Below are 17455 nucleotides of genomic sequence, written 5' to 3' on the forward strand. Positions count from 1 at the left end.
GGGGGCGGTCAGGTACGCCAGGGGTCATCTCCCCCGGCGCATCACGGCGTACTCCCGTTCCTCCTTGCCGGGCCGCCGCCGGTCGACGACGGTCCAGCCCCAGCGCGCGTACCGGCCCGTCAGTTCCGGTACGTCGAGGGTCATGAGCAGCGCCGGGCCGGGTGTCCCGACCACGAGCAGCGCGTCGTGGAGGCTTCGGCCGATGCCCAGGCCCTGGTGGGCCGGTGCGACGACGAGTTCGGCGACCTCGAAGACGAGGGCGCCGCCGGACAGGACCGTGTCGTTCCATCCGGCCGCGAACCCGAGGAGGGTGTCGTCGGGGTCGAGCGCGATCACCCCGGTGTAACCGTCCTTCCGGGCGGCCGCGTCGAGCAGCCTGTCCACGGTCCGTACGGCGGAGAGCGGCGGCTCGTGCCAGGGGGCGCCGCAGAACGCCTGGGCGCACAGGGCCAGTAGCTCGTCGCGACGCCGGACGCCCTCACCGACCGGGAGGTCGGTGAGGCGGTAGGTCACGAGTTCACCGCTCCGCGCAGCTCGGCCACGTCGAGCTGCTCGGTCTCGTCGTGCGCGGTCAGGTCGATGACCTGGCCGACCGCCTGGGACGGCGCCGGGACGCCGGGGGCCGGCTGGCTGCCGGGGGCGCCGAGGGTGCCGACCGGGGTGAGGAGCGGGGTGCCGAGCGCGGTCCGGTTCGCCAGGGCCTCTTCGAGGACCTCCTCGCCCACGACATCGGCCAGGTCCGTGTGCTGCACGGCCTCGATGGCCGCCGCCGCCTTCTGCGTACCGAAGAAGTCGAAGCCGCCCTCGGGGCGCGGGACGGGCCTGCGGGCCGCGTACGGGACGATGGCCGCCGCGGTGGGGACCGCCGGCACCTTCGTGGAGGCGGGCGGGACCGGCGCGGCCGGCGGCAGGGCGAGGGTGGGGGCGGCCGGGCGGGTGTGCTCGGTTCCGGCGGCCGCCGCGTGCTTCCCCCGCGGCTCCTCCGTCTCCTGGGCGCGCTCCGCGAGGTCACGCGCGCGGGCCGCCTCGGTGGTACGGCGGGCCTGCTGGGCCGCGGCGTTGCGCGGGAGGTCGCGGAGCGCCTGGGCGGCGCGGCGGAAGGCCTCGGGGGTGGGCGTGGAGCCGGCGGCGGGCAGCGCCTTCGCGGTTGCTCCGGTGGACGTGTCGCCCACCGTGCCGCTCGCCGTGCCGTCCGTCGCTCCGGTCGCTTCCAGGGCGAGGACGCGCCGGCCCTCCAGGGCGCTGGCCCGCTCGGTCTCGGCGGTGGCGTACCGGCGGAGCAGATCGGCGTGCTCGCCGCGCAGACCGGCGAGCTCCACGCGCTTGGCGCGGAGCTTGGCGTCGAGCCGGGAGCGCAGCGCGCGGGACTCCTCCAGGTCGGACTCCAGCTCGGCGGTCCGCTCCTCGGCCTTCCACTGGTCGGCGGTGCGGGCCCGGTCGAGCTCGGCGACCCTCAGACCGGCGCCGCGGTCCCAACTGCGCATGAGGACGGCACCGGTGACGGCGGCGGCCGCCGCCGCGGCGGCGAGCAGCCGCACGACCACCAGATCTCCGGGCAGCCAGGCGGCCGCGGCACACACGACCGCGGCGCCGGCGACCGCGGAGGGCGGCAGCAGCTTGTGCAGAGGCGGGGAATGGCGGTGGCGTCCACGTGGCATGGCCTGAAATTTACCGTGCGTAGGCGTTGTGTGGGGCGTCGGCCCGGCAATCTCTTGGCGACTTCTCGCCGCCAGAAATGGATATCCGTCGTTCCGGTTCCGTTTCGGGCCGACTCCCCTCAGTCGGCGTCTACTTCTTGAGCAGCCCCTTCGCCGTCAGATACTCCTTGGCGACGTCCTCCGGCTTCGCCCGCTCGGCGTCCACCTTGCGGTTGAGTTCGGCGAGATCCGCTGTGGTCAGCGCCTTGGTGATCTTGTCGAGAGCGGCGGCTATCTCCGGGGTGCCGGCGTCCTTCGCGTTCACCACGGGAAGCACGTTGTCGGCGTTCTGCAGCTTCTTGTCGTCATCGAGGAAGACAAGGCCGTAGCTGTCGATCGTGGCATCCGTGGTGGTCGTCAGGACCAGCTGGTCCACCCCGTCCTTGACCGCCTGCTTGGCCTGCGGGGTACCGACGCCCTTGGGGTCGATGCCGGTCACGTCGATCCCGTACGTCTTCTTCAGGCCGGGCGCGCAGAACGGCCGTACCGCGCATTCGTCACCGGCGGCGATCTTCACCTTCAGCTTCGACGCGCCGAGATCCGAAAGCGTCTTCAGCTTGTTCTTCTCGGCGAATTCCTTCGTCACCGCGAAGGCGTTCTGATCGATCGCCCCGCCGACCGCGAGCACCTTGAGGCCGCGCGGTTCGGCGAGCTTCCGCAGCGCCTCGACCGTGGCCGTCGCGTCACCGGAGGCGACCGGCTTCTCCTCCGGCGCCTTCGGCCCGTTCACCTTCGCGTTGAGGAATTCCGCGAGCGTCGCCGCGTATTCCGGCAGGACGTCGATCTCGCCCTTCTCGAGGGCGGGCTCGTACAGCTCACGGTTCTTCACGGTGGTGATGGACACGGAGTACCCGGCGTCCCGCAGCGTCTGCGCGTACAGCTCGGCGAGGACCTTGGCCTCGGTGAACGCGGCCGCGCCGACCACCAGCGAGCCCCTCTCCCCCGTGCCGGGGAGCCCGGCGCTCCCGGAGCCCTTCTCCTTGCCCTGCTCCAGGCTTTCACCGCCGCACGCGGCGAGCGCGGCGGTCAGCGCCGCCGTACCCAGCACCGCGCCCGCGATACGCGAGACCCTGTTCACGAGATCACCCATCTCCAGTCAGTTTTCGATCGGTCTTTCACGTCGTCCGTCCGTCCGCCGCCCGACAAGGCGGTCCGCGCCCACGAGGACGCCCTCCACCAGGAGGGCGAGCAGCGCCACGAGCACGGCGCCCGCCACGACCTGCGCGGTGTCGTACGTGGCGAAGCCGGCCGTGATGATCCGGCCGAGGCCGCCCTGGCCGACCATCGCCGCGATCGTCGCCGTGGCGACCACCTGCACCGCGGCCGAGCGCACCCCGGTCATCACCACCGGCCGGGCGAGCGGGAGTTCGACCCGAAGGAAGAGCTGGCCCCCCGTCATCCCCATGCCTCGCGCGGCCCGCACCGCGGACCGGTCCACCTCCCGCACCCCCACGTACGCGTTGGTGAGGAGCGGCGGTATCGCGAACAGCACGAGGGCCACCACGGTCGGCACATAGCCGGCGTTCCGCAGGGGGGACACCATGAACAGGGCGAGCACCGCGAAGACGGGGATCGCCCGCCCCACGTTCGACACGTTCACCGCGAGCGCCCCGCCCCGGCCGAGATGGCCGAGCCACAGGCCGAGCGGCAGCGCGAGCGCCCCCGCGATCAGCAGCGCCGCCCCGCTCACGTACACATGCTCGGCGAGCCGTCGCCCTATGCCCTCCCCGCCCGTCCAGTGCGCGCCGGTGGTGAGCCAGCCCCAGGCCTCCGTCACGATGCCCATCTCACCCGCCTCCCGGCGCGGTCCGTATGCGGGCCCACGGCGTGAGCAGCCGCTGGAGGCCCAGGAGCAGCAGGTCGGCGGCGACGGCGAGCAGCACACACAGCACCGAGGCGGCGAGCATCTGCGCCTTGAAGAAGGTGGGCAGCGCGTCCTCGATGAGATTGCCGAGGCCGCCGCGGCCGACGACCGAACCGACCGTCGTCAGCGCGATCGTGGACACCGTCGCCATCCGTATCCCCGCCATCAGGACCGGGAGCGCGAGCGGCAGTTCGACCTGGCAGAGCAGCCTCAGCGAGCCGTACCCCATGCCCCGGGCGGCCTCCCGGGTCTCGGCGGGCACCGCAGCGAGCCCCGCGAGCGTGTTCCGCACGAGGATCGTCAGGGCGTACAGCACGAGACCGGTCACCACGAGCGCGGCCGACAGACCGAAGAAGGGCAGCAGGAGGGAGAACATGGCGAGCGACGGAACCGTGTAGAGCAGAGTGGTCAGGCCGAGCACCGGCCCCGCGAAGCGCGGTCGCGCCCGCACGAGCAGCGCCAGCGGCACCGCGACGACCAGCGCGATCAGCACGGACACGACCGTGATTCCCACGTGCTGGAGCGTGGCGTCCGTCAACTCCTCGGCGCGCGTGCGCAGATACTCCCCGCAGATCCAGTCGTTCGCGACCAGACAGTTCGGCGCGCTCATCCGTCCCTCCCCCCGGGTCGTCGACTTCCCGAACGCATGTATGACGACCCTAACCCCCGCCACCGACAATCCCGGAGACCCACCACAATGCGGCAACACGCCCTTCACACACCCCGGGCGTCCAGGGGCCAGAATGGGGAACCATGATCCGGTTCGAGCACGTGACCAAGCGGTACGCGGACGGCACCACCGCCGTCGACGACCTCTCCTTCGAGGTCTCCGAGGGCGAACTCGTCACCCTGGTCGGCCCGTCCGGCTGCGGCAAGACGACCACGATGATGATGGTGAACCGGCTCGTCGAGCCCACCTCCGGCCGCGTCCTCGTCGACGGCCGGGACGTCGCCGACGTCGACCCCGTCGCCCTGCGCCGCAAGATCGGCTACGTCATCCAGCAGGTCGGGCTCTTCCCCCACCGCACGGTCCTCGACAACACCGCGACCGTCCCCGCCCTCCTCGGCTGGAAGAAGGCCGCCGCACGCGCGCGTGCCGCCGAACTCCTCGACCTCGTCGGCCTCGACCCGGGCGTCTACGGCTCCCGCTACCCCGCCCAGCTCTCCGGCGGTCAGCGCCAGCGCGTCGGCGTCGCCCGCGCCATCGCCGCCGATCCGCCCGTCCTCCTCATGGACGAACCCTTCGGCGCCGTCGACCCCGTCGTCCGCGAGCGCCTCCAGAACGAGTTCCTCGCCCTCCAGGCCACCGTCCGCAAGACCGTCCTCCTCGTCACCCACGACATCGAGGAGGCCGTCCGCATGGGCGACCGGATGGCCGTCTACGGGCAGGGCCGCATCGAGCAGTTCGACACCCCCGCCACCGTCCTCGGCTCCCCCGCCACGCCGTACGTCGCGGACTTCGTCGGCAGCGACCGCGGCCTCAAGCGGCTCGCCGTCACCCCCGTCACCGAGGCCGACCTCGACCCCGGCCCGGACGGCGCGGCACCGGGGCAGAGCCCGGACGGCGCCCCCGCTCCCGTACCTCTCGGGACCTCCCTCAAGGACGCGCTCGCCGTGCTCCTCCAGCACGACACCGGCCGGCTCACGGTCACCGGAGCCGACGGGCGCCCGCTCGGCGTCCTGACCCCGGCGGGCGTCCACCGCGCCCTGCGGCGGGCGACCGTGGAGTGAGCGTCAGGTCGCGCTGAGCCTGCCGCCCATCCAGACCATCCCCGGCGGGATCTCCCGGTTCCAGGTGTTGAAGTTGTGGCCGCCGCTCTCCAGCGTGATCGACGAGACCCGCGCCGGGCTCTTCACCTTCTTGATGAAGTCCAGCGTGCCCGCCCGGTTCCCCTCGCCCCGCTCCGACGTCGTCACCAGGAACGACGACTTCCCCTGCGGCCGATGGTCCAGGCTCCACAGCAGGTCCGCCCGCTTGCGCAGCCCGTCGTCCCCGTGGAAGAGGTCGCCCGTCGTCACGTCCTCCGCCGCCCGGTAGTACGCGGAGAACCCGGCCCCCGCCGCGAACCGCTCCGGGTGGTGCAGGGCGATCTTCAGCGCGCAGTACCCGCCCGTGGAGTTCCCCATGAACCCCCAGTTCCGGGCCTTCGTGCCCACCCGGTACGTCTCCGAGACCGCCTTCGGCAGGTCCTCCGCGAAGAAGGTCTCCGTCTGCGGGCCCCCGGGCACGTCCACGCACTCGGTGTCCCGGGGCGGCGCGACCGTCGGGCGCGTCATCACCAGGATCATCGGCTGCATCCGGCCCTCCTTCGCCTGGAGGTACGCCGTCTTCGGGTACTTCAGCCCCTTGATCAGGTTCTCCGCCGTCCCGGGATACCCCGTGAGGACCACCGCCGCCGGGAACGTGCGCTTCGCGTACCGCTCCTGGAAGTACTCCGGCGGCAGGTACACATAGGCCGGCGAGGTGATCCCCGACCGCTCCCCCGCCACGACCACCTTCTGTATCTGCCCGGCGACCGCCGGACGCGCCCCGCCCGGCACGTCGAGCGCCTGCGTCCCCACCACCCGCAGGTCCTTCGAACCGGCCCCGTGGTCCACGACCACACCCATGTCCTGCTCCTGGCCGAACAGATCGGCCCACGAGCCGTAGAAGAGGAACGACCGGTTCGCCGCCAGGCCCACGGCCGCGAACAGCGCCACCTGCGTCGCAAGCAGCAGTCCCACCCGCCCCACGTACGCCCGCCAGCCACGGCGCGCGAGCCGCGGCCACAGCCAGACCGTGGCGAAGAACAGTGCCACGGCCAGCACGACCGCCACCACGAGAACTTTGTTGCTGGTGAGACCCATGGGACGACCGAGCCTTCTTTCTGAGAATTTCCTGTGACCGGATGAACCCGACTCCGCACGGCTCCGTCCTAGAAGGCGCACCAGTCGGAACGGCCCGCCGAACGCGCCGCAGGGCCCGACCGGACTCAGAGACCCCTCGCTGGACCACGGGAAGTACGGGAAGCCATGTCTGTCACGCTAGATGGGGACAAATCAGGAATGGTTCCGGTTCGGGTACGCCGGATTCTCCGCGGCCCCCGACCCGAGAAGGTCCCCACGCTCGTCGGCACGGCCTGCACCCTCGTCGGCCTCATCGACATCGCCGCCGGCGTCTTCCCCCGCTTCCGCGCCAGCCGCATGCACGCCCTGGCCGAAGTCCTCCCCGGCACCCTCGGCCCCCTCTCCGCCGCCCTCTCCCTCAGCGCCGGCGTCCTCCTCCTGCTCCTCGCCCACGGCCTCAAGCGCCACAAGCGCCGCGCCTGGCGCGCCGCCGTCGTCCTCCTCCCCCTCGGCGCCGCCGCCCAGTTCGTCTGGCGCCACTCCGTCCTCGGCGCCCTCCTCTCCCTCGTACTCCTCGCCCTCCTCCTGCGCCACCGGGACGAATTCGGCGCCCTCCCCGACCCGCGCAGCCGCTGGCGCGCACTCGCCAACTTCGTCGTCATGGGGGGCGGATCCATCGCCCTCGGCCTCGTCATCGTCAGCGCCCACCCGCGCCGCGTCCTCGGCAGCCCCAGCCTCGCCGACCGCCTCGAACACGTCCTGTACGGACTCTTCGGCTTCGAGGGCCCCGTCGGCTACAGCAACGGCGTGGACTGGACCGTCGGCTACTCCCTCGGCGCCCTCGGCATGCTCACCGCCCTCACCACCATCTACCTCGCCTTCCGCCCCGAGCACCCCGCGGCCCGCCTCACCGACGAGGACGAGCTCCGGCTCCGCGCCCTCCTCGACCAGCACGGCGGCCGCGACTCCCTCGGCCACTTCGCCCTCCGCCGCGACAAGGGCGTCGTCTTCTCCCCCAGCGGAAAGGCCGCCGTCTGCTACCGCGTCGTCTCCGGCGTCATGCTCGCCAGCGGCGACCCCATCGGCGACGTCGAAGCCTGGCCCGGCGCCATCGAACGCTTCATGGACGAGGCCAAAGCGCACTCCTGGACCCCCGCCGTCATGGGCTGCTCCGAGACCGGCGGCCAGGTCTGGACCCGCGAGACCGGCCTCGACGCCCTCGAACTCGGCGACGAGGCGGTCGTCGACGTCGCGGATTTCTCCCTCTCCGGACGGGCCATGCGCAACGTCCGCCAGATGGTCAAGCGCATCGAACGGGGCGGCTACACCACCCAGGTCCGCCGCGTCCGTGACCTCGACGACGCCGAACTCGAACGCGTCCGCCGCGCCGCCGCCGACTGGCGCGGCACCGACACCGAACGCGGCTTCTCCATGGCCCTCGGCCGCATCGGCGCCCCCGGCGACGGCGACGCCGTGATAGCGACCGCCCACAGGACCGATCCCGCCGACGGCACCGACGGCTCCGCCACTGCCTCCCCCTACGGCGACCTCAAGGCGATCATCCACTTCGTCCCCTGGGGCACCGACGGCATGTCCCTCGAACTCATGCGCCGCGACCGCTCCGCCGACCCCGGCATGAACGAGCTCCTCATCGTCGCCGCCCTCCAGGCCTCCCCCGCCCTGGGCATCGCGCGCGTGTCCCTCAACTTCGCCATGTTCCGCTCCGCCCTCGCCCGCGGCGAGAAGATCGGCGCGGGACCCGTCCTGCGCGTCTGGCGCGGACTCCTCGTCTTCCTCTCCCGCTGGTTCCAGATCGAGTCGCTGTACAAGTTCAACGCCAAGTTCCGGCCACGCTGGGAACCCCGCTTCGTCGTCTACCGCACCAGCCGCGACCTCCCCCGCATCGGCTTCGCCGCCATGCAGGCCGAAGGCTTCGTGAACCTCTCCCTGCCCCGGCCCTTCCCCCGCAGGCGCCCCGCCCCGGCCCCCCGCCCCTGCGCCCACATCGTCCCCGCACCCGCCGAACGCGAGGTCCGCGCGGCCTGATCCCGCCCCCGGGCCCTACGCTGGACACATGAGTACGACGATCGACCGGGGCACCGCCCGCGGCCTGCCGGAGTGGGACCGCTGCGCGGTCATGGGCGTGGTCAACGTGACGCCCGACTCCTTCTCCGACGGCGGCCGCTGGTTCGACACCACGGCCGCCGTCAAACACGGCCTCGAACTCGTCGCCGAAGGCGCCGACCTCATCGACGTCGGCGGCGAGTCCACCCGGCCCGGCGCCACCCGCGTCGACGAGGAGGAAGAACTCCGCCGCGTCGTCCCCGTCGTCCGCGGCCTCGCCGCCGAAGGCGTCACCGTCTCCGTCGACACCATGCGCGCCGGCGTCGCCGCCCGCGCCGTCGAAGCCGGCGCTGTCCTCGTCAACGACGTCAGCGGCGGCCTCGCCGACCCCGGCATGATCCCCGCCGTCGCCGCCGCCGAAGTCCCCTTCGTCGTCATGCACTGGCGCGGATTCAGCCAGAACATGAACAGCCTCGCCGTGTACGACGACGTCGTCACCGAGGTCCTCGACGAACTCCGCGCCCGCCTGGAAGCCGTCGTCGACGGCGGGATCGACCCCGAACGCCTCGTCGTCGACCCCGGCCTCGGCTTCGCCAAGCTCGCCCCCCACGACCTCGCCCTCGTCGCCCACCTCCCCGAGCTCCGCGCCCTCGGCCGCCCGCTCCTGGTCGCCGCCTCCCGCAAGCGCTTCCTCGGCCACGTCCTCGCCCGCGAGGGCGCCGCACCGCCGCCCGCCCGCGAACGCGACGCCGCCACCGCCGCCGTCTCCGCCCTCGCCGCCCACGCGGGCGCGTGGGCCGTCCGCGTCCACGAGGTCAGGGCCACCGCCGACGCCGTACGCGTCGCCCGGGCCGTCGAAGGAGCCGCATGAGCCCCGAGGACCGGTACGACGACGGGGGCCCGTACGACGACGGGGAGAACGGACCCGACGACGGACCCCGCACCGCGCGCAGCGCCGACGAAGCAGCCGTCGAAGCCGCCGTGGAAGCCGCCAACACCGCCTTCTACGAGGCGATGGAGACCGGCGACTTCGAGGGCGTCGCGGACCGCTGGCTCGACGACGGCGCCACCCCCGTCACCTGCGTCCACCCCGGCTGGCCCGTCCTCACCGGCCGCGGCGAGGTGCTCCGCTCGTACGCGCTGATCATGGCGAACACCGAGTACATCCAGTTCTTCCTCACCGACCTCAAGATCTCCCTGGCCGGCGACACCGCCGTCGTCACCTGCACCGAGAACATCCTCAGCGGCGGCCCCGCCGAGGACGGCGCCGCCCTCGGCCCCCTCGTCGGCCAGCTCGTCGTCGCCACCAATGTGTTCCGCCACACACCCGACGGCTGGAAGATCTGGTCCCACCACGCCTCCCCCGTCCTCGCGGAGACCGAGGAACCCGAGAACACCGAGCCCGACGACCTCGACACGGACGGCACCGAACCCCCCTCCTGAGCCGCCCCCGGCCCCCCACGGGCAAGCGCTGTCGGTCCCCGCAGGTAGATTCGACACTGGACACCCGGCCGTCCGCACCCGGCTGCGTGGCCACCCGAACTACGACAGCAGGAGTGATTCGCGTGGATCGTGTCGCGCTGCGCGGCCTCAAGGCCCGGGGCCATCACGGCGTCTTCCCCAAGGAGCGCGAGGAGGGCCAGACCTTCATCGTGGACCTGGTCCTCGGCCTGGACACCCGCCCGGCGGCCGCCGACGACGACCTGACGAAGACCGTGCACTACGGAATCGTCGCCGAAGAGGTCGTCGACGTCGTCCAGGGCGAACCCGTCGACCTCATCGAAACCCTCGCCGAGCGCATCGCCCAGCAATGCCTCAGCCACGCCGGGGTACAGGAGGTGGAAGTCGTCGTCCACAAGCCGGACGCACCCATCACCGTGCCCTTCGACGACGTGACCATCACGATCACCCGGAGCCGACGATGAAGCCGACGCAGAGCGACCCCACCGTGCAGCCCGTACCGGCCGCCGTCGTCGAGACCGTCGACGCGGCCGACACCACCCTGTCCAACCCCCGCTGGGCCGTCGTCGCCCTCGGCGCCAACCTCGGCAACCGCCTGGAGACCCTCCAGGGCGCCGTCGACGCCCTCGCGGACACCCCCGGCCTCCGGGTCAAGGCCGTCTCCCCCGTCTACGAGACGGAGCCCTGGGGCGTCGAGCCCGACACCCAGCCCTCGTACCTCAACGCGGTCGCCCTCCTGAAGACGACACTGCCGCCCTCCTCCCTCCTGGAGCGGGCCCACGCCGTCGAGGAGGCCTTCCACCGCGTCCGCGAGGAGCACTGGGGCGCCCGCACCATCGACGTCGACATCGTCACGTACGCCGACGTGGTCTCCGAGGACCCCGTCCTCACCCTCCCGCACCCCCGCGCCCACCAGCGCGCCTTCGTCCTCGCCCCCTGGCACGACGTCGACCCCGAGGCCCAGCTCTCCGGCCACGGGCCCGTCGCCGCACTTCTCGCCGCCGTCGGCAGCGAAGGCGTCACCCGCCGCGCCGACCTGGAACTCCGTCTGCCCGAGTAGTCGTTACGCTTCGTGGCAGACCGCCCACGACCACGACCGACGACCACGTGAAGGACACCCGGTGAAACAACTGCGGCTGAAGGTGCTCGCCGGACTGTTCCTCGTCGCCGGCATCCTCTCCTGGGGCGCGGCCCGCCTCTGGGACTCGGTCGGCACCCTCCCCAGCGTGCCGATCGCCGCGCCCATCGTCCTCGCCGTGATCGCGGCCGTCCTCACCGCGACCGCCCTCTCGATCCGCGCCCGCCTCAAGGCCCAGCGCGACCGCCGCCCCGGAGCCAAGGGCGTCGAACCCCTGATGGCGGCCCGCGCGGTGGTCTTCGGCCAGGCGAGCGCCCTGGTGGCCGCCCTCGTCGCCGGCATGTACGGCGGCACGGGCGTCTTCCTCCTCGCCTCCCTCGACGTCCCGGCCCGCCGCGACCAGGCCCTCAACGCGGCCTTCTCGGTCCTGGCGGGCCTGGCCGTCATCGCAGCCGCCCTCTTCCTGGAACGGGTGTGCAGGCTCCCGGAGGACGACGACGAAAGCCCGGGCAAGGCCCGGGCCTGAGTCTCCGTCGTGGCGCCTCAGCGCGCCATGATGAGGCTCATCGCCTCGGCGCGGGTCGCGGGGTCACGCAGCTGACCGCGTACGGCCGAGGTGATGGTCTTGGCACCCGGCTTGCGGATTCCGCGCATCGACATGCACATGTGCTCGCACTCGAAGACCACGATCACTCCGCGCGGCTCCAACATCTCCATCAGGGAGTCCGCCACCTGCGTGGTGAGTCGTTCCTGCACCTGGGGACGGCGGGCGTAGACGTCGACGAGGCGGGCCAGCTTCGACAGACCGGTGATCTTGCCCGTCGTCGACGGGATGTACCCGACGTGGGCCACCCCGCGGAACGGGACGAGGTGATGCTCACAGGTCGAGTAGACCTCGATGTCCTTGACCAGCACCATCTCGTCGTGACCCAGGTCGAACGTGGTCGTCAGGACGTCCTCGGGCTGCTGCCAGAGGCCCGCGAATATCTCCCTGTACGCCCGCGCCACCCGCGCCGGCGTCTCCCGCAGCCCCTCGCGGTCCGGGTCCTCGCCGACCGCGATGAGGAGCTCTCGTACGGCGTTCTCGGCGCGCTTCTCGTCGAAGTCGCCGATCTTGCCCTCGCCGTCCAGCGTCACCGGGTCGGTCATCTCTGTGCCTCGTTCCGTCTCACCTAGTGTGCGAAAAGCCGCGCCCCCACAGGCTAGAACCTGTGGGGGCGCGGCTTCCATTCCGGGGTGGCCGGGCGGTCAGTCCTCCGGGGTGTCCACCGGGGCGATCTCGATGCCCTTCGTGGTGTCCACCGACGGGGTCGCCGTGCCGTTCGCGCTGTTCGTCAGTGCGAGCTCCTTGGGGGAGAGCACCGGCGGACGCGTGGAGGGCGTGCGGCGGGAGGAGCCGGTCCAGGCCGGGCGGGCCGGGCGCTTGACGATGGTGGAGAAGACCTCGGCGATCTCCTCCTTGCCCAGCGTCTCCTTCTCCAGGAGGGCGAGGACCAGGTTGTCGAGGACGTCGCGGTTCTCGACGAGGATCTCCCAGGCCTCGTTGTGCGCGGTCTCGATGAGCTTCTTGACCTCTTCGTCGACCAGCGCCGCGACCTCTTCCGAGTAGTCGCGCTGGTGCGCCATCTCACGGCCGAGGAACGGCTCGGTGTTGTCGCCGCCGAACTTGATGGCGCCGAGACGCTCGGTCATGCCGTACTGCGTGACCATCGCGCGGGCCGTGGCGGTGGCCTTCTCGATGTCGTTCGCCGCGCCCGTGGTCGGGTCGTGGAAGACGAGCTCCTCGGCCGCGCGGCCGCCCAGCATGTAGGCGAGCTGGTCGAGCATCTCGTTGCGGGTGGTGGAGTACTTGTCCTCGTCCGGCAGGACCATCGTGTAGCCCAGGGCGCGGCCGCGGGACAGGATGGTGATCTTGTGGACGGGGTCGGAGTTCGGTGAGGCCGCCGCGACCAGGGCGTGTCCGCCCTCGTGGTACGCGGTGATCTTCTTCTCCTTGTCCGACATGATCCGGGTCCGCTTCTGCGGGCCCGCGACCACACGGTCGATCGCCTCGTCGAGGGCGTGGTTGTCGATCAGCTTCTTGTCCGAGCGGGCGGTGAGGAGCGCCGCTTCGTTCAGGACGTTCGACAGGTCCGCGCCGGTGAAGCCGGGGGTGCGTCGGGCGACGGCGCCGAGGTCGACGTCCGGGGCGACCGGCTTGCCCTTCTGGTGGACCTTGAGGATCTCCAGGCGGCCCTGCATGTCCGGGCGGTCGACGGCGATCTGCCGGTCGAAGCGGCCGGGGCGGAGCAGCGCCGGGTCGAGGATGTCGGGGCGGTTCGTCGCCGCGATGAGGATGACTCCGCCCTTGACGTCGAAGCCGTCCATCTCGACGAGGAGCTGGTTGAGGGTCTGCTCGCGCTCGTCGTGGCCGCCGCCGAGGCCGGCGCCGCGGTGGCGTCCGACGGCGTCGATCTCGTCGACGAAGACGATGGCCGGGGCGTTGGCCTTGGCCTGTTCGAACAGGTCGCGGACCCGGGAGGCGCCGACGCCGACGAACATCTCGACGAAGTCGGATCCGGAGATCGAGTAGAACGGCACGCCGGCTTCGCCGGCGACGGCGCGCGCGAGGAGCGTCTTGCCGGTTCCGGGCGGGCCGTAGAGCAGGACGCCCTTGGGGATCTTGGCGCCGACGGCCTGGAACTTGGCGGGCTCCTGGAGGAATTCCTTGATCTCGTGGAGTTCCTCGACGGCCTCGTCCGAGCCAGCGACGTCGGCGAAGGTGGTCTTCGGGGTGTCCTTGGTGATGAGTTTCGCCTTGGACTTGCCGAACTGCATGACGCGGGAGCCGCCGCCCTGCATCTGGTTCATCAGGAAGAGGAAGACGACCACGATGAGGACGAAGGGCAGGAGGGAGAGCAGGATCGAGACGAAGGGCGACTGCTTCGTCGGGGAGACGGTGTAGCCCTTCTCGATCTGCCCGGCCTCGAACTTCTCCTGCAGCTTGTCGGCGAGGTCCACGCCCTGGCTGCCGATGTAGCTGGCCTGGATCTTGTCGCTCTTGTCGATCTTCTGGCCGGGGATGAGCTCGATCTTGATGAGCTGCTCGTCACCGGTGGTGATCTTTGCCTGCTTGACCTGGTTCTTGTCGATCGCCTGGACGACCTTGCCGGTGTCCACCGTCTTGTAGCCCTCGGACGAGCCGACGACCTGCATCAGCACGACCACGGCGAGGACGGCCAGCACGATCCACATGACCGGCCCACGGAAGTATCGCTTCACGTCCATCCATACGGAGCGAGAACGCTCCGTCCCTCCTGCCCGTAGGAAAATGCTGCTGTGAGTGCTGCTGTGTGAAAAAGCTGTTCTTCGGACGGTACCTCAGCATCGTCGCCCGCGACCGCCTTCCCGTGGTTCAACGGAGGGAAGGCGGTCGGGGTTCCCCGTACGGCCAGGTGTTCAGCCGCCGTATACGTGCGGGGCGAGCGTGCCGACGAACGGAAGGTTCCGGTACTTCTCGGCGTAGTCGAGGCCGTAGCCGACGACGAACTCGTTGGGGATGTCGAAGCCGATCCACTTGACGTCGATCGCGACCTTGGCGGCCTCGGGCTTGCGCAGGAGCGTGCACACCTCGAGGGAGGCGGGCTCGCGCGAGCCGAGGTTCGAGAGGAGCCAGGACAGGGTCAGACCGGAGTCGATGATGTCCTCGACGATCAGGACGTGCTTGCCCTTGATGTCGGTGTCGAGGTCCTTGAGGATCCTGACGACGCCCGAGGACTGGGTGCCGGCGCCGTAGGAGGAGACGGCCATCCAGTCCATGGTGACGGGGGTGGAAAGGGCGCGAGCCAGATCCGCCATCACCATCACGGCGCCCTTGAGGACTCCGACGATGAGCAGGTCCTTGCCCGCGTATTCCGCGTCGATCTTCGCGGCCAGCTCTGCCAGCTTGGCGTCGATCTCTTCCTTGGTGATGAGCACCGACTGGAGGTCGGTGCCCATGTCCTTCTCGTTCACCCGGGTCACTTTCGTTGCAGCGTGCGTCAGCCTTGCCGGATGACCAGTCTGCCACCCTGGCGGCGGGCTTCGACGCGGCCGGGCAGGTTGATGGCTCCTTGGCCGCGCCAGCCGGTGATGAGCCGGTCGACTTCTTCGATGTGCCGGGCGAAGAGGGAGCCGGCGGGTGCGCCTTCGGCGATGACGGCTCGGCGCAGGACGCGGCGGCGTACGGCGGGGGGCAGTCCGTGGAGTTTGGCGCATTCGAGGGTGCCCGCCTCGTCGCGTACGGAGGTCTCGGCGTCGGCGGCCCAGGTGTCGAGGGCGTCGGCGTCGTCGCGGGAGAGCTGGGCCGTTCGGGCGAGGGCTTCGACGACGCCTTTGCCGAGGGCCTTCTCCAGGGCGGGGAGGCCTTCGTGGCGGAGTCGGGAGCGGGTGTAGGCGGGGTCGCTGTTGTGGGGGTCGTCCCAGACGGCGAGTTCCTGTGCGACGCAGGCCTTGCGGACGGTCTGGCGGTCGAGCTGGAGGAAGGGGCGCCGGTAGCGGCCGGAGGCGCCGGAGATGGCGGCCATGCCGGAGAGGGAGCGGATGCCGGAGCCGCGGGCGAGGCCGAGCAGGACGGTTTCGGCTTGGTCGTCGCGGGTGTGGCCGAGAAGGATCGCGGCTGCTCCGTAACGTTCGGCGGCGGCGTCGAGGGCCGCGTAGCGGGCGTCGCGGGCGGCGGCCTCGGGTCCTCCTTCGCGGCCGACGGTGACGGCGACGGCCTCGGCGGGGGTGAGGCCGAGGGCGGTCATGCGACCGACGACCTCGCCGGCGCGGGTGTCGGAGCCGTCCTGGAGTCCGTGGTCGACGGTGACGCCGCCGGCGCGCACGGGCAGTTTGCGGGCCTCGAAGGCGAGGGCGGAGGCGAGCGCCATGGAGTCGGCGCCTCCGGAGCAGGCGACGAGCACGAGGGGGGGTTGTGCGTCGCCTGTGGGGGCGGGGTCGGTCTGGTGCTCGGTGAGGACGTCGTGGAGTACGCGGCGGACCGCCAGGCGTATCGCCGCGACCGCAGGATGGGGACCCATGTCCGGTGCCCTTCGTGATGGGGGTGGGGTGCCTCGGTCGGAGTCTTAACGGTCGGAAAGGGGGGTTCGGTCACTCAGAGTGCGTCGATGGTGACAGAAACCCGGCCGTTACCCGAGCATTGCACGCCTCACCCTGTGCCCAGGGTCCCTCGGATGGGTGATTGGTGAGGTCTTCTGACGTGTTCCTGTGCCGTCTGCCGCACCTGTCTCAGGAGTCTGCCCTACGGTGCACCCTCGCGATCCAGTCGGCGGGGGCGGCGATCTCGGCCTTGGTGGGGAGCGTGTTGGGGGAGGTCCAGACGCGGTTGAAGCCGTCCATGCCGACCTCGTCCACGACGGCTCGGACGAAACGCTCGCCGTCGCGGTACTGGCGGAGTTTGGCGTCGAGGCCGAGGAGCTTGCGCAGGGCGAGGTCGAGGCGGGAGGCGCCGCGGGCGCGCCGGGCCTGGAACTTCTCGCGGATCTCGGCGACGGAGGGGACGACCTGGGGGCCGACGCCGTCCATGACGTAGTCGGCGTGGCCTTCGAGGAGGGACATGACGGCGGTGAGGCGGCCGAGGATCTCGCGCTGCTCGGGGGTCTGGACGAGTTCGACGAAGGAGGGTGAGGGTTCGCCCTCCTCTGCTTCGGGGCGGCCGCCGACGAGGGTCTGGGCGGCCTCGCGGAGGCGTTCGACGACGGTGCCGGGGTCGACGTCGGTGGCGGAGAGGAACGACTGGATTTCGCCCTGGAGGTGGTCGCGGAGCCAGGGCACGGCGGTGAACTGGGTGCGGTGGGTCTCCTCGTGGAGGCAGACCCAGAGCCGGAAGTCGTGCGGGTCGACGTCGAGTTCGCGTTCGACGTGGACGATGTTGGGCGCGACGAGGAGAAGGCGTCCGCCGCCGTTCGCGCCGGAGGGGAATTCGCGGGTGGCGGGGGCGAAGGTCTCGTACTGGCCGAGGATGCGGGAGGCGAGGAACGACAGGAGCATGCCGAGTTCGACGCCGGTGACCTTGCCGCCGACGGCGCCGAGGACGGCGCTGCCGGGGGTGGCGGAGCGGCGTTCCTGCATCTTGCCGAGGAGGGGGGTGAGGAGTTCGCGGAAGCCTGCGACGTTGGCCTTGATCCAGCCGGCCCGGTCGACGACGAGGACGGGGGTGTCCTGTGGTTCGTGGCCCTCGGGGATCATCCGGGTGTAGGCGCGGACGTGTTCCTCGGACGCCTTGGCGTGCCTGCGGAGTTCCGCGACGACCTCGCGGGCCTCGTCGCGGCTGACTTCGGGTCCGGGCCGTACGAGGCGGGTCGCGGTCGCGACCGCGAGGTTCCAGTCGACCATCCCGGATGTGCCTGCGCCACCGATGCTCGTCATGCGTCAACCGTACGGTCTCGGCGCCTGTTCGGTCAGGGTTCGGGGCGGGTCGGACCCGGGTGGGGTACGGCGCGGGGG

18 protein-coding genes are annotated in these 17455 nt (G+C 71.3%); 7 read left to right on the forward strand and 11 right to left on the reverse strand.

Features of this window, described 5'->3' with window-relative positions; translation table 11 throughout:
• Positions 1-24: 24 nt before the first annotated feature.
• The 5 genes from ACIRB7_RS17620 to ACIRB7_RS17640 form a co-directional block, all read right to left on the reverse strand.
• Positions 25-513, reverse strand: coding sequence for a GNAT family N-acetyltransferase (locus ACIRB7_RS17620; protein WP_403598985.1), 489 nt, complete (start codon positions 511-513; stop codon positions 25-27).
• Complete coding sequence (locus ACIRB7_RS17625) at positions 510-1658, reverse strand: hypothetical protein (protein WP_403598987.1); 1149 nt, start codon at positions 1656-1658, stop codon at positions 510-512. Before ACIRB7_RS17625 ends, ACIRB7_RS17620 begins: the two co-directional genes overlap by 4 nt.
• A gap of 130 nt (positions 1659-1788) precedes the next feature.
• Complete coding sequence (locus ACIRB7_RS17630; RefSeq protein WP_403598990.1) at positions 1789-2787, reverse strand: ABC transporter substrate-binding protein; 999 nt, start codon at positions 2785-2787, stop codon at positions 1789-1791.
• Positions 2788-2793: 6 nt separating this feature from the next.
• Positions 2794-3483, reverse strand: a complete 690-nt coding sequence (locus ACIRB7_RS17635; protein ID WP_403598993.1) for an ABC transporter permease — start codon at positions 3481-3483, stop codon at positions 2794-2796.
• 1 nt (position 3484) lies between these two features.
• The gene (locus tag ACIRB7_RS17640) at positions 3485-4171 is read right to left on the reverse strand and encodes an ABC transporter permease (RefSeq protein WP_403598996.1); all 687 of its coding nucleotides are present in this window, start codon (positions 4169-4171) and stop codon (positions 3485-3487) included.
• A gap of 143 nt (positions 4172-4314) precedes the next feature.
• Here ACIRB7_RS17640 and ACIRB7_RS17645 point away from each other — a divergent pair, with 143 nt between their 5' ends.
• Positions 4315-5292, forward strand: coding sequence for an ABC transporter ATP-binding protein (locus ACIRB7_RS17645; RefSeq protein ID WP_403598999.1), 978 nt, complete (start codon positions 4315-4317; stop codon positions 5290-5292).
• 3 nt (positions 5293-5295) lie between these two features.
• On the opposite strand, the gene ACIRB7_RS17650 is transcribed toward ACIRB7_RS17645, so the two are convergent.
• Positions 5296-6408 (reverse strand): alpha/beta hydrolase, encoded by a 1113-nt coding sequence (locus tag ACIRB7_RS17650; protein ID WP_403599002.1) that lies wholly within the window; start codon positions 6406-6408, stop codon positions 5296-5298.
• 198 nt (positions 6409-6606) lie between these two features.
• On the opposite strand from ACIRB7_RS17650, the gene ACIRB7_RS17655 reads away from it, so the two are divergent.
• The 6 genes from ACIRB7_RS17655 to ACIRB7_RS17680 all read left to right on the forward strand — a co-directional run bounded on the left by ACIRB7_RS17655 (position 6607) and on the right by ACIRB7_RS17680 (position 11516).
• The gene (locus tag ACIRB7_RS17655) at positions 6607-8433 is read left to right on the forward strand and encodes a phosphatidylglycerol lysyltransferase domain-containing protein (protein WP_403599004.1); all 1827 of its coding nucleotides are present in this window, start codon (positions 6607-6609) and stop codon (positions 8431-8433) included.
• A gap of 28 nt (positions 8434-8461) precedes the next feature.
• Positions 8462-9322, forward strand: a complete 861-nt coding sequence (gene folP, locus ACIRB7_RS17660) for a dihydropteroate synthase (RefSeq protein ID WP_403599006.1) — start codon at positions 8462-8464, stop codon at positions 9320-9322.
• 143 nt (positions 9323-9465) lie between these two features.
• Positions 9466-9894: a nuclear transport factor 2 family protein gene (locus ACIRB7_RS17665; RefSeq protein WP_403599953.1), complete on the forward strand. Its 429-nt coding sequence runs from the start codon at positions 9466-9468 to the stop codon at positions 9892-9894.
• A gap of 122 nt (positions 9895-10016) precedes the next feature.
• A complete protein-coding gene (gene folB / locus ACIRB7_RS17670; protein WP_056569486.1) occupies positions 10017-10376 on the forward strand; it encodes a dihydroneopterin aldolase in 360 nt (119 codons plus the stop codon).
• Positions 10373-10972 carry a 2-amino-4-hydroxy-6-hydroxymethyldihydropteridine diphosphokinase gene (gene folK, locus ACIRB7_RS17675; protein WP_403599009.1) on the forward strand — a complete coding sequence of 200 codons (600 nt, stop codon included), beginning with the start codon at positions 10373-10375 and terminating at the stop codon, positions 10970-10972. The genes folB and folK overlap by 4 nt, the downstream gene beginning before the upstream one ends.
• A gap of 61 nt (positions 10973-11033) precedes the next feature.
• The gene (locus ACIRB7_RS17680; RefSeq protein WP_403599012.1) at positions 11034-11516 is read left to right on the forward strand and encodes a DUF3180 domain-containing protein; all 483 of its coding nucleotides are present in this window, start codon (positions 11034-11036) and stop codon (positions 11514-11516) included.
• Positions 11517-11533: 17 nt separating this feature from the next.
• Here the strand turns inward: ACIRB7_RS17680 and folE are convergent, their stop codons facing one another.
• From folE to ACIRB7_RS17705, 5 genes are all read right to left on the reverse strand, one after another.
• Entirely contained in the window at positions 11534-12139 is a 606-nt protein-coding gene (folE, locus tag ACIRB7_RS17685) for a GTP cyclohydrolase I FolE (protein WP_403599014.1), read from the reverse strand.
• Positions 12140-12238: 99 nt separating this feature from the next.
• The gene (gene ftsH / locus ACIRB7_RS17690; protein WP_403599017.1) at positions 12239-14257 is read right to left on the reverse strand and encodes an ATP-dependent zinc metalloprotease FtsH; all 2019 of its coding nucleotides are present in this window, start codon (positions 14255-14257) and stop codon (positions 12239-12241) included.
• Between the two features lie 171 nt (positions 14258-14428).
• A complete protein-coding gene (gene hpt / locus ACIRB7_RS17695; protein ID WP_030219931.1) occupies positions 14429-14968 on the reverse strand; it encodes a hypoxanthine phosphoribosyltransferase in 540 nt (179 codons plus the stop codon).
• A gap of 41 nt (positions 14969-15009) precedes the next feature.
• Positions 15010-16029: a tRNA lysidine(34) synthetase TilS gene (tilS, locus tag ACIRB7_RS17700; RefSeq protein ID WP_403599020.1), complete on the reverse strand. Its 1020-nt coding sequence runs from the start codon at positions 16027-16029 to the stop codon at positions 15010-15012.
• Positions 16030-16237: 208 nt separating this feature from the next.
• Positions 16238-17377, reverse strand: a complete 1140-nt coding sequence (locus ACIRB7_RS17705; RefSeq protein ID WP_403599022.1) for a zinc-dependent metalloprotease — start codon at positions 17375-17377, stop codon at positions 16238-16240.
• Positions 17378-17455 lie beyond the last annotated feature (78 nt).

The organism is Streptomyces sp. NPDC093795 (assembly GCF_044764665.1).
In the GTDB taxonomy this organism is placed as follows: domain Bacteria; phylum Actinomycetota; class Actinomycetes; order Streptomycetales; family Streptomycetaceae; genus Streptomyces.

Coding starts and splice junctions, on each gene's coding strand:
- ACIRB7_RS17625 (WP_403598987.1), bottom strand. CDS start 1,658: ATGCCACGTGGACGCCACCGCCATTCCCCGCCTCTGCACAAGCTGCTG.
- ACIRB7_RS17630 (WP_403598990.1), bottom strand. CDS start 2,787: ATGGGTGATCTCGTGAACAGGGTCTCGCGTATCGCGGGCGCGGTGCTG.
- ACIRB7_RS17635 (WP_403598993.1), bottom strand. CDS start 3,483: ATGGGCATCGTGACGGAGGCCTGGGGCTGGCTCACCACCGGCGCGCAC.
- ACIRB7_RS17640 (WP_403598996.1), bottom strand. CDS start 4,171: ATGAGCGCGCCGAACTGTCTGGTCGCGAACGACTGGATCTGCGGGGAG.
- ACIRB7_RS17645 (WP_403598999.1), top strand. CDS start 4,315: ATGATCCGGTTCGAGCACGTGACCAAGCGGTACGCGGACGGCACCACC.
- ACIRB7_RS17650 (WP_403599002.1), bottom strand. CDS start 6,408: ATGGGTCTCACCAGCAACAAAGTTCTCGTGGTGGCGGTCGTGCTGGCC.
- ACIRB7_RS17655 (WP_403599004.1), top strand. CDS start 6,607: ATGGTTCCGGTTCGGGTACGCCGGATTCTCCGCGGCCCCCGACCCGAG.
- folP (WP_403599006.1), top strand. CDS start 8,462: ATGAGTACGACGATCGACCGGGGCACCGCCCGCGGCCTGCCGGAGTGG.
- ACIRB7_RS17665 (WP_403599953.1), top strand. CDS start 9,466: ATGGAGACCGGCGACTTCGAGGGCGTCGCGGACCGCTGGCTCGACGAC.
- folK (WP_403599009.1), top strand. CDS start 10,373: ATGAAGCCGACGCAGAGCGACCCCACCGTGCAGCCCGTACCGGCCGCC.
- folE (WP_403599014.1), bottom strand. CDS start 12,139: ATGACCGACCCGGTGACGCTGGACGGCGAGGGCAAGATCGGCGACTTC.
- ftsH (WP_403599017.1), bottom strand. CDS start 14,257: ATGGACGTGAAGCGATACTTCCGTGGGCCGGTCATGTGGATCGTGCTG.
- hpt (WP_030219931.1), bottom strand. CDS start 14,968: ATGGGCACCGACCTCCAGTCGGTGCTCATCACCAAGGAAGAGATCGAC.
- tilS (WP_403599020.1), bottom strand. CDS start 16,029: ATGGGTCCCCATCCTGCGGTCGCGGCGATACGCCTGGCGGTCCGCCGC.
- ACIRB7_RS17705 (WP_403599022.1), bottom strand. CDS start 17,377: ATGACGAGCATCGGTGGCGCAGGCACATCCGGGATGGTCGACTGGAAC.